At 56.9% G+C, this 10,901-nt stretch carries 8 protein-coding genes and 1 rRNA gene; 1 reads left to right on the top strand and 8 read right to left on the bottom strand.

The genetic code is table 11. The annotated features are described in order from the left end of the window. Window positions 1–626: 626 nt before the first annotated feature. From FJ320_12190 to FJ320_12215, 6 genes are all read right to left on the bottom strand, one after another. Window positions 627–1,634 carry a hypothetical protein gene (locus tag FJ320_12190; protein ID MBM3926711.1) on the bottom strand — a complete coding sequence of 336 codons (1,008 nt, stop codon included), beginning with the start codon at window positions 1,632–1,634 and terminating at the stop codon, window positions 627–629. Between the two features lie 4 nt (window positions 1,635–1,638). After that, entirely contained in the window at window positions 1,639–2,250 is a 612-nt protein-coding gene (locus FJ320_12195; protein ID MBM3926712.1) for a sigma-70 family RNA polymerase sigma factor, read from the bottom strand. A 41-nt stretch (window positions 2,251–2,291) separates the two neighbouring features. Further along, window positions 2,292–3,131 carry a tetratricopeptide repeat protein gene (locus tag FJ320_12200; protein MBM3926713.1) on the bottom strand — a complete coding sequence of 280 codons (840 nt, stop codon included), beginning with the start codon at window positions 3,129–3,131 and terminating at the stop codon, window positions 2,292–2,294. A gap of 338 nt (window positions 3,132–3,469) precedes the next feature. Beyond that, window positions 3,470–4,111 (bottom strand): hypothetical protein, encoded by a 642-nt coding sequence (locus FJ320_12205; GenBank protein MBM3926714.1) that lies wholly within the window; start codon window positions 4,109–4,111, stop codon window positions 3,470–3,472. A gap of 126 nt (window positions 4,112–4,237) precedes the next feature. Continuing rightward, window positions 4,238–5,140: a radical SAM protein gene (locus FJ320_12210; GenBank protein MBM3926715.1), complete on the bottom strand. Its 903-nt coding sequence runs from the start codon at window positions 5,138–5,140 to the stop codon at window positions 4,238–4,240. 449 nt (window positions 5,141–5,589) lie between these two features. Continuing rightward, a complete protein-coding gene (locus tag FJ320_12215; GenBank protein MBM3926716.1) occupies window positions 5,590–7,107 on the bottom strand; it encodes a trehalose-6-phosphate synthase in 1,518 nt (505 codons plus the stop codon). Window positions 7,108–7,822: 715 nt separating this feature from the next. Between FJ320_12215 and FJ320_12220 the strand changes: the two genes are divergently transcribed. Beyond that, window positions 7,823–9,330: ribosomal RNA gene (locus FJ320_12220) — 16S ribosomal RNA — on the top strand. 346 nt (window positions 9,331–9,676) lie between these two features. On the opposite strand, the gene FJ320_12225 is transcribed toward FJ320_12220, so the two are convergent. Further along, window positions 9,677–10,471, bottom strand: coding sequence for a hypothetical protein (locus FJ320_12225; protein ID MBM3926717.1), 795 nt, complete (start codon window positions 10,469–10,471; stop codon window positions 9,677–9,679). Next, window positions 10,455–10,763: a hypothetical protein gene (locus tag FJ320_12230; protein MBM3926718.1), complete on the bottom strand. Its 309-nt coding sequence runs from the start codon at window positions 10,761–10,763 to the stop codon at window positions 10,455–10,457. Before FJ320_12230 ends, FJ320_12225 begins: the two co-directional genes overlap by 17 nt. Window positions 10,764–10,901 lie beyond the last annotated feature (138 nt).

The following is a 10,901-nucleotide window of genomic DNA, read 5'->3' on the forward strand; positions in this document are numbered from 1 at the left end:
GGCCCCCAATTACGACTTCCGTGGCTTCTACACCTCCCTTTTGGAGCAGCACATGAAGATGGACTCCAAGTCCGTCGTCGGCGGCGCTTTCGAGCAGCTCCCCTTTATCAGAAAGTAAACTAGCCGCTCGATACCGACTCAGAAACCAAAGGCCCCCCGTAAATCGGGGGGCCTTCTCTTTTGCCTGATATTACGACCGGCGGTTGCCAGCGGCAGTTAAAACTTGGCAATGTAACGGCCTTTCTTATGAAAAACCACAAGCATTTTGAACAGTTTGAACAGACGGAGTTTGGGGTCTTGTCTGGTTCTCCCCCTTCAGCCTGAAAGAGCCCGCCCCAAACTGACATATATCGCGGAGTCCGATGCAATCGGACCTCTCCAGAGTATCCCCGAGGGACGAAGAATGGGTTAGAGCCTGCCCTGAACTTGTCGAAGGGGGATGATGAGGTGATTCAATTATTCCTTCTCCTTCCAGCAGGCTGTACTCAGTCGCGATGCAGTCGGGGAAGAAGGGGTCAGGGGATAGTATCCCGATTATGACTAGTTAATGTACATGAAGCACGCGACTTGAAGAGAAAGGGGAAGGCCCCGGCTCGTACGAGTCTAATGGCCTTAGCCCTATCGGTCTAAGGCCTGACGGGGTCCGCCTCCGTCAACATGCCAAACAGAATAACCTGCCCCGCCGTCGGCTCCGCCGCGCTGCCATCCGCCGCCTCAACCGACACACCGAGCCACTGATACTTGCCGAAGTCGTCCACCGGCTCAAGCACCGCCATGCCCCAACCCTTGTCGTCCACACTCAACGGCCCCTGGCTCTCAGGCCTGCAGGCGGACTTACGAAGCCAAGCCTGGTATTGCATCGATGACGACAGCATAGTAAGTCCGGTAACCACCAGTATGCTGTTCTGAGTTGATGGATTGAAAATAACTCTGCCTTCAATGTCTTTGTTAGTGGAAGACAGGTCGGAGACCTGGGTGTCAGGCAAGGCCAGCAGATATAAGAGGTGTCGCTGCGTCTTCAAAGCGTCCAGGGACTGCTGTCCGGAAATGCTGAGTTGATACATCTGCGTGACCAGGTCCTTGCCCTCCCGGGTCACCTCTGTCACCTTCGCTCCTAGCTGCGTGCTCTCCGTCGTCAGGTGGTCCACCTTTTCAGCCATGGCGGCACTGCCCTTCCCCAACTCCGCGACCTGCCGCGCCACTTCCTGGTTATCGCCCCTCAGGTTGGCCACCTCTTCGCCCACCGACTCGTTATCCTGCTCTAGGCTGGCCACCTGCTCCGTCAACGTCTCGTTGGAGTTTCTAAGCTCCGCCATCATAAACGCCAGCACGCTGCCCAGGATCACGATGACCAGGACTGCCGTCGACAAAGCAAAAGCCGGCACCAGGGATGGTCCGCGCCGCGGCCTGGGCGCGGGCCGGCCCTTCAAAACGTTCTTGAGCACCCTCGCGGGCGGCGGCGTCTGCTCCGCCGCGGTCGACAGTCGGGTTGTGACTTCCCTGAACTCACGCAGCGCGGTCTGGCACCAGACGCAGCCTTCCAGGTGCTGCGCCACCAGGGCCGAGTCTTCATCCCCCAGGGCGTTCAGGGAATAAGCTGGCAGCAGGTCCTCTATATCTCTGCAATTGGTCATACTTTTAAGATTGATTCTCGAATATTGCTCGAAGTTTCTGAAGTCCCAGACGCATCCTGGTTTTCACCGTTCCCAGGGGTTGGTTCAGCGCCTCCGATATTTCAGACTGGGAAAAGCCCTGAAAATAGGCCATCACCAGCACCTTTCGCTGGTCGTCCGGCAGGCTCTCCAGCGCCCTCACCACCAGCTGCCGGTCTATATTGCGATGGGCCTCGTCTTCCGTATGCACCAGGCTTAGGGCCTGCAGGTTGAACATCTCGTGGGCCATCTTATCCGTCGATTCTCTGGCCCGCTTGGCGGAGCGCACGTGGTCGATTACGCGATGGTGGGCAATGCTCATGAGCCACCCCTTGGGCGACCCGCGCTGGACGTTGTAGGTGGAAGCCTTGAGCCATAAGGAGAGAAACACTTCCTGTGTAATCTCTTCCGCGACAGCTTCGTTCTTCAACATAAACTTGGCGAGCGAGAAAACTGCCGTGGCGTGACGGTTGTAGAAGCATTCCAGGGCATCCTTTTCACCGCTGGCTATCAAGGTTAGAAGATTTTCATCCCCTAAATTGTCATAAACTGCCACCTGCTCCCCCTTACCAGGTGACGCCCAACTCCCCCTTCCAATGTCAGTTACGAAAACTGACGCTCATTGGATTCAGGGCGTGGCTAGTTCAGCGTCGCAATGGTTTTCCACAATCCCTGGATCTGATCCTTAACTTGCTGTGCATCCTCTACCTGAGGCCAGGCTTTTAAGTAACTCTCCAGGTCCTCAATGGCCCTCTTGTACTGGCCCATCTGCTGAAATATCCAGGACCGCTCCTTAAGATTGCTCCCCATATAGGGGTCCAGGATGGCTATCCTGTCTGCCGCCGCCAGCGCCTTTGCGTACTCTCCCGACCGGCTGTATATCCCCTTCAAGTTACTCAAAAGCCTCACCAGAAACTGCTTCTTGGTGTAAGGCTCAAAAAACCGCTCATGCAGCTCAACCTTGTCGCCATACATCTTCCCCACCATCTCCACACAGTCCGACTTGGATATCACCCGCCCCCGATGGAACGGGTCGATGTAATAATCTCGTTCCGGGGTGATGGCCCTGATAACCAGATGTCCCGGCAATCCTATGGCATCGAACTGAATCCCCAGCCTGAGTCCTACCTCCATATAAACCAGACTGAGGGCTATCGGCATACCTCTGCGCCTGTCCAGGACCCGGTTCAGATAAACGTTGTCGGGGTTGTAATAGTCTTTCGCGTCCCCCTTAAACCCTTCTTTCACGCTCATATATAGGCCCAGCGACTCCAGCTTGGACGTAATATTCATCGAAGGCCCCAGCAGGTCGCCGGCCCTATGCGCCAGCCTGTCCAGCTTGCCAAGGCACTCGTTCACATCGACGCTCCCAAAGTCCTCGCCCTCGATGTAAAGCGACGCCCGCGCCAGGTCTAAGTCCTCGCCTAACCGTCCCGCCGCGTCCGCAAAAAGCTGCCGGTACTGTGAAGCAGTGTCCATGTGCACCAGTTTAAATGGCTGACCTGTCCTACTTTACATGGACTACTCCGAAAGGGCAACGAACCGTACATACAGGCTAGCAAGTAATTGTTAAGAAAGCCTAGAGACCAAGAAATTCGCGTATCTATCCACATAGATTAGAGCGCCTGGCATCTCTACTTTGTCTTGACGCTTCGCGTGGCCACGGCTGCGAGTTATCGGCCTATCTGGTTCTCCCCCTTCGGCATGGAAGGCGAAGAGGGATTAAGGGTAATGACGTCGACGAGCTTAAAGATAAGGCTGGTCTTCAGGGCACGGGTTGGGTGAGCAAACGGTCTTAGCAACTCCAGACATGGTGGCTACATCCCTTCTTCCTCAAGCCTCCCCCATATCCTCTGGAACGCCGCGGACTGTCCCTCCAGCGCCAGCCCGAACTCTTTCGGTATCGGAATAGGCGGAAGCACCGCCTGCCGCCTCACGTCCCATACCGCCGGCTGCCACTCCTCCCGCCAGCTTCCATCCCTTCCCATGCACGTCATGAACTGCACCGCCTGCCTGAACTGGCGAGTGGGCTTCCCTGCGTTGAACCACAACTTGAGGGCGAAACTTCCCTCGCGACATCGCATTCCGACTTCTGTGGTTACTTCCACCGGCAGCCCTGCTATCTCGACTTCCGACGATGGAACGCAAAAGTACCGTGCGTCCTGCTTCTTCCAGAAGTCGATGTATGCCCTTCCTGCGGCCAAGTAATGCCCCTTCTTACGCGAGTCCTCTTGTTCTTCTACCAGCGCGTCCAAGGCCTCCTCGAAACTTAGGATGTCCCCTGTTCTCCAGTGGGTCTCACTTAGCGTGTTTCTCAGGTCGAGGTAGTAGTCTCTTACTTTGTACCCTTCCGGGTCGACGGCCATCAGGAGAGCGTTTCGTACTCTCGTGACCTTGTTCAGTGGTGAAGCCTCGTAGAACCGTGCAAACGCCGACATGGGAATCGGCCTGGTCTTCATCGCACACCTCCTCCCTCGCTGATACTCCCTTTCTTAATTATGAGGTGAAGATGCGCATCGTTGAAGTGGGCCTGGCGGCCATCCTTCTAAGCTCAAATGCTGTCAATTAATCCTGCGTCTGCCCTGCTACGGCGCCAGGCTCAGCGTCTTCTGGCCGTAAGCCGGCACCCCCGCCTTCCGCGCCACTCCCATATCCTCCAGCCCATACTTCACCTTGAACTCCTGCACTCTCAGCCTTACTCTGTCTTGCAATTTCCTGGGAGCATAGCTGGCCGGATATATGTTCCGATATGCCTCCGTCAGATTCGGATAAGACTGCTCCAGGAATTCCAGGAAGTGTTCCTTTGTGCCTTGTTTTAAATACAGCACGTTGGAGCCGAGGAATCGCGCCCCGTGCGACGCCGCCTCCTTGGCCACCTCTTCCAGATTAGCCCGGTCGTCGGTGATCCCCGGCACCACCGGCGCCAGCAGGACCCCTGCGTTCACGCCCCTGGCAACTAACCGCTCCATAGCCTTAAGCCGCTGGCGAGGCGGCGGCGTCCCCGGCTCCAGCCGCGACCATATGTCCCTGTCCAGTGTCGTGACACTGAAGCACACCGTGCATCCAGCCCGACTCGAAAGCTCTGCCAGCACGTCGGCGTCGCGCACCGCCATCGTGCCTTTAGTCACCAGGCCGATGGGCGTGTAGAAGTCCGCGAAAACCTCCAAGCAACGACGCGTCAAATTGTACTTGCCTTCGATGGACTGATACGGGTCAGTCGCCGTTCCTATCGCCACCATCTCGTGCCTCCAACTCACCCTCGACAGCTCGCGCCGAAGCAGCTCCGGCAGGTTGGCCTTGACCATTACTACCGAGGCAAAGTCCGAACCCGGGTCCAGGTCAAACAGTGAATGGAAACGTCGCGCGAAACAGTAATGACACTCGTTCACGCATCCTCGATACGGGTTCAAGGACCATCGAAACCCCATGTTAGAAACATGATTCAGGGCGCTGGAAGCCTGGATCTCCTCATAGTGTATCTGGCCCATATCCCACGTCCCAGAAAGTTTGTTCGATTAGAACAGTTGTTTCTATACCAGTCAAGCCCCCAGGCCGCCAGGCTCAGCTATACCTTCACGTAACAGCTGCTCAATGGCAACCTTCCAAGACATCGGCAAAGTCCTGTCTCTGTGGCTTCTCGCGGTTCTGGGTCGTCCCATCTGGTTCTCCCCCTTCGACCTGGAAGGCGCAGGGGGAGGTAGACGCTCTGCTACCTTTAAGCATATATCGCGGAGTCCGATGTAATCGGACCGTCCTGAGTATGCAGAAGGAGGGGGTTGTGGCATCTCATTTTCTTTCCCCTTCTTCCAGCAGGCTGTACTCAGTCCCGATGCAGTCGGGGAAGAAGGGGATAAAGGGGATGAAGGTATCCCGTGTAAGAATAAGGTCTGCTAATTTAGAACCGGGCTTCCTCTAAAAACAGCGGCTAGGAGGTGCCCTAAACCAGCTCCGCCAAGTCCTCAATCTGCCGGCAAAGCCAGTGGCCTATATCCTCGCGCTTAATCGCCTCCGCCAGCGTCTGCGACCGGCGCTTCCGCTCCTCTTGCCCCATCGTCAACGCCTTGTATAACGCCAGCATAGTCCCTTCCACGTCCGCCGGCGACACCGTCAACGCGCCCTGCCGCAGCTGCTCGTGGGCGCCCGTCGTGTCAGACAGCACCAGCACCCCGTCCTTGGTGTTCACCAGCGGCCCCTCTTTGGCCACCAGATTCATCCCATCGATGACCGAGTTCACCAGCAGCACGTCGTACAGCTTCATGCCCGCCAGTGCCTGGGTATAGTTGTTCTCCAGGAAGGGCCTTATGGGTTTCCACTCCCCCGTCCCAAAGGTAGCGTTGATCTCGTCGATGACCCTCTGGACCTCTTCCATGTACCGCTGGTACTGCCGGATGTGGGTCCTGGAGGGGACGAGGAAGGCAAGAAAAGTTACCTTCCCTTGCAGCTCCGGATATCGCTGCAAAAGCAGTCCGAAGGCCCTGAAGCCACGGACGATGTTCTTGCTCGGCTCCGCCCTGTCGACTCGCACGATAACGCTCTCGTTAAGCTGCGAACGAAGCCGCCGTTCGTGCTCCAGCGCCCGCGGCGAGTTCGCGATGCTCATAATCTCGTCCACATTGACAGATATCGGGTAATGCCGGACCCGGCACTGCCGGTCCTTAAACACTACGTTCTGATTGTTATGGTCAACCCTGGCTTCATCCAGGAACTCCTCGCTGCAGTTCAGGAAGTTCCGCACGTCCTGCGGGGACTGAAAGCCCAGGATGTCGGCGGAAAGCATGCTGTCCCAAATCTCCCGTCGCATGTACTCAGGCAGCAGCTTCCAGTACCGCTCGGCGGGCCAGGGTATATGAGTAAAGTGATGGACTATCGCCTCTGGCAGCTTCGCCTTAATAAAGCCGGGCGTCAGGTACAAATGATAATCGTGAGTCATCACCAGCGGCGGCCGGGAGTCCAGCTGCGCCTCCTCCACCACCGCCTGGGCAAAGGCCTGGTTTACCGGCACATACCCGTCCGACCAGGAATCGTGAATGCTTGCGTCCAGGTTGGGGTTGTAAGGCGAATTCCACATGTAGTGCTGCAGGAACCACAATAGCGGGTTGCAGAAGATGTTGTAATACTTATGATAGATGCGCCGGGGCGTCGACACGTACCGCACATAAGTCCTCTGGCCCGGCAGCGTCGACTTGACCCGCTCTCCCTGCTTCTCTTCCGCCACCCTCCTGTCCCCTTCGCCCATGGCGCTGGCCACCCACGTGAACTCCAGAATCTGCGTCAGCGAGCTAAGGGCGGTGACGACTCCACCGCTGCCCCGGCGAGGCTCCAGCCGCCCGTCCGGCGATGCGTGGTGCTCTATGGGTCCGCGGTTGCTGGCGATGATAAGCGGGCGCTTTGAAAGAACAGAGTCACTCAACTCCCTCAACTTCGACTGTTGGGCTGACTCCTGTCCTGTATCCATAACGCCCCGCAAGGCTGTAAAGTGGTACTTCGCCCCGGCGGCAGAGGACTAGCTCAGAGCCTGGGAAAGTTCAAATCACGGCCACTCTAGCACCCCCCCAATACCTTGTCAATTAAGGCCGTTTACGCCTGGCTAGCGCAGCTTCGCGCTCTGCCTCAGGGCCCTCAAAAAGCTTGCCGTGGAGGCTAATTTTTCTACGTACACTTATGCCATTCTCTTTTACTTGGCTAGCTATTATGGCTCTCGTCATATAGCCTTCAGGGTCGGCTCGATTCCCGTCTCATCACACTAAAGCAAAGCATCTGAAGTCTCACCTCAGGTCCCCCTTCTTCTCCTATTGAAAAGGAGAAGAAGGGGCTAGAGCCAGCCCTGAGCTTGTCGAAGGGGGATGATGAGGTGAGCCTTAATTATTCCTTCCCCTTCCAGCAGGCGATTCCTGAGTCCCGATGTATCGGGAAAGGGGCTGCAAGCTCGCCGTGGCGAGATAAAGGGGATGGTATCCCATACCGCGACAGAGGCTGCGCCCATTAAGCTCAATGCCAAAGAGCGTACCCGCCATTTCCTCAAAAATTCGTGCCTGACCAGCTTCACCCCAAACTCTTGACACGCTTGTATAAACGGCATATACTCTCTTGTGGACTCTCGCGAGGGAGTCCGAATGTGTCCTTTACACCTTAACAATTGGATAGTGGAAGGAAGGTAAGGTAAATCGCCAGAGAGTTTGATCCTGGCTCAGGGTGAACGCTGGCGGCGCGTTTAATGCATGCAAGTCGAGCGAGAAGCAGGGGGCAACCCCCGCGGACAGCGGCAAACGGCTGAGTAACACGTGAGTAACCTGTCCTTGAGTGGGGTATAACCCCGGGAGACCGGAGCTAATACCGCATGAGCTCTCCTGGCCCTGGTCAGGAGAGGAAAGCCGCAAGGCGCTCTTGGAGGGGCTCGCGTCCTATCAGGTAGTTGGTGAGGTAACGGCTCACCAAGCCTAAGACGGGTAACTGGTCTGAGAAGACGACCAGTCAGAGGGAGACTGAGACACGGCTCCCACTCCTACGGGAGGCAGCAGCAAAGAATCTTGGGCAATGGGCGAAAGCCTGACCCAGCGACGCCGCGTGGAGGATGAAGGCCTTAGGGTTGTAAACTCCTTTTTCAGGGGAAGAGTTAGGACGGTACCCTGAGAATAAGCCCCGGCCAACTACGTGCCAGCAGCCGCGGTAATACGTAGGGGGCAAGCGTTACCCGGATTTACTGGGCGTAAAGAGCGCGTAGGCGGCTCAACAAGTCTCCTGTGAAATCTTCTGGCTCAACTGGAAGAGGTCAGGGGATACTGTTGGACTTGAGGGCAGCAGAGGAAGACGGAATTCCCGGTGTAGCGGTGAAATGCGTAGATATCGGGAGGAACACCAGTGGCAAAGGCGGTCTTCTGGGCTGTACCTGACGCTGAGGCGCGAAAGCGTGGGGAGCAAACCGGATTAGATACCCGGGTAGTCCACGCCCTAAACTATGGATGCTGGGTATTGGGGGTATCGACCCCCCCAGTGCCGAAGCTAACGCGTTAAGCATCCCGCCTGGGGACTACGGCCGCAAGGCTAAAACTCAAAGGAATTGACGGGGGCCCGCACAAGCGGTGGAGCGTGTGGTTTAATTCGATGCTAAGCGAAGAACCTTACCAGGGCTTGACATGTTGGTAGTAGGAAACCGAAAGGGGACCGACCCGCCGCAAGGCGGGAGCCTTCACAGGTGCTGCATGGCTGTCGTCAGCTCGTGCCGTGAGGTGTTGGGTTAAGTCCCGCAACGAGCGCAACCCCTGTGGCTAGTTGCACTCTCTAGCCAGACAGCCCCCCACAAGGGGGAGGAAGGTGGGGATGACGTCAAGTCAGCATGGCCTTTATGCCCTGGGCTACACACACGCTACAATGGATAGTACAAAGGGTCGCCAAAGCGCAAGCTGGAGCCAATCCCATCAAAGCTATCCCCAGTTGGAATTGCAGGCTGCAACCTGCCTGCATGAACGTGGAATCGCTAGTAACTGCAGGTCAGCATACTGCGGTGAATACGTTCCCGGGCCTTGTACACACCGCCCGTCACGTCATGGAAGCCGAGAATGCCTGAAGTCGCCAAGCTAACCCGCAAGGGAGGCAAGCGCCGAGGGCAGGCTTGGTAACTGGGACGAAGTCGTAACAAGGTAGCTGTACCGGAAGGTGCGGCTGGATCACCTCCTTTCTAGGGAGATTGTCCCGGCCTCAAACCAGGACCACTCCTAGGTCGGTCGGTGGGCGGTTTCTTCCAACGCCGTCCGGTTGAGCTCTGCTCCCGGGGCCAAGGATTAAACCCTTGTAAACCCGCCGGTCTAACTTAAAGTTCCGTTTCTAAGCCAATCAAACAACTTTGGCAACTTCTTATCCTCCCTTCCACTATCCAGCGGTTAAGGTAAAAGCCCTCCCATAAACCGGAGGGCTTTCCTTTTATATCCCAACTCCCATGCTCAGCAGCCAAAGGCCGCAACCGGCTGCTTAGCGCCTTATTTAGGCGGCCTTAAGCTAATTGGACGGACCCCCCTAACCAGATAAAGCTAGCGGGGTTGCACCGTAATTGAACCGTACATTCCCACTTGAGAACGTATTGGGCAAACGTAGGTAAAGGTCCCGGGCGTCTCAAATGTCATGACGAACCCCTGGCCGTCTTTCCGATTTCCATGCCACCTTATTCCAGGGCCGATAAGCCCCGAACTGACAAAAGCGCTCCCGTCGAATGCCCCCTTCGGAGGCAGCGAGGTCGTAACCCTGGCGTTTACCCCCACCACCGGCGTCCCTCCGGGCGGGTTCCGGGGCAGGTAGAAGGGCGTGATCAAATTGCTGTTGTCGAAGACCACCGCGTGGTAGCCCACCGAATTCCAGACCACGGTGTCCCCCTGGGTAATCGATAGGTTCTTGGGGAAGAAGTCCACCACCTCCGCCTCCCGAGGACCTAGCCCTGCGTTGACCAGCCACAGACCCGTATTGTTAGGGCCTTGTTCTCTGTCCGCGGAGCTTTGAGCAAAGGCTAGCTGCTTATTATAGTTGGCTAGCTCCAGCAGCGGCGTGCCCTCTCTCTCGGCCTCAGCCAAGACCTGCTGCTGGTCCTGGACGTCATTGGAGTCCTCAGGCTCCACCTCCACTGTCCCCTTCATGTAGTCGTGAATGCCGCAGACGTACACATACGACCCCGGCTCTGGAAACTTCACCGAGTATGTATCAAGCTTCGGAACGCCTGGAATCGCCCCAAAAAAGATGCCAGAGTTGAAATACCCCTCTCCGACGTAGGACTCCACCGGTTCCCCGGTTCCGCGGGTGGAACGGAGCAAGTCAGGGTTAAAGAAATAACTCAAACTCGCTCCCCGCCGGGGCGGGCATAATGTCTATAAGCGTTTCCGGCGTGTCCGTGAACGTGACAGTATGGGGGTCGCCGTCGGCGTTCATGCGCCACGTCACCGTGTCGCCGGCCCTGATACGCACCGTCGATGGCAGGAAAGCGTTGACCGACACCGCCCCCTGGCCTGCCCCCACCAGCACCGTCAGATCCCTGGCTTTAGGAGTATCGGAAGCCCCGCAAGCCGCCAGGAAGGCAATAAGCACCCCTATAAACCCTATGAATACCCTGGCTGCAATCCCTCGCGCCATCAATCAACCTTGCCTGGTTAGACCTCTTACTCGCCGCCTCATGACTATCCGGTCAGGGGCCAAGAGCCTCTCCAAGGTGGCAGGACTGGCTTTCCTGAGCAGGAGGCCTATCTCAGGCGCAGCCTTCAGTTCCCCCAT

The organism is SAR202 cluster bacterium, assembly GCA_016872285.1.
In the GTDB taxonomy this organism is placed as follows: domain Bacteria; phylum Chloroflexota; class Dehalococcoidia; order Lucifugimonadales.

What these genes read in the sequence shown, in the direction of transcription:
- FJ320_12210 (MBM3926715.1), bottom strand. Translation starts at nt 5,140, where the DNA reads ATGGGCCAGATACACTATGAGGAGATCCAGGCTTCCAGCGCCCTGAAT.
- FJ320_12205 (MBM3926714.1), bottom strand. Translation starts at nt 4,111, where the DNA reads ATGAAGACCAGGCCGATTCCCATGTCGGCGTTTGCACGGTTCTACGAG.
- FJ320_12215 (MBM3926716.1), bottom strand. Translation starts at nt 7,107, where the DNA reads ATGGATACAGGACAGGAGTCAGCCCAACAGTCGAAGTTGAGGGAGTTG.
- FJ320_12190 (MBM3926711.1), bottom strand. Translation starts at nt 1,634, where the DNA reads ATGACCAATTGCAGAGATATAGAGGACCTGCTGCCAGCTTATTCCCTG.
- FJ320_12200 (MBM3926713.1), bottom strand. Translation starts at nt 3,131, where the DNA reads ATGGACACTGCTTCACAGTACCGGCAGCTTTTTGCGGACGCGGCGGGA.
- FJ320_12230 (MBM3926718.1), bottom strand. Translation starts at nt 10,763, where the DNA reads ATGGCGCGAGGGATTGCAGCCAGGGTATTCATAGGGTTTATAGGGGTG.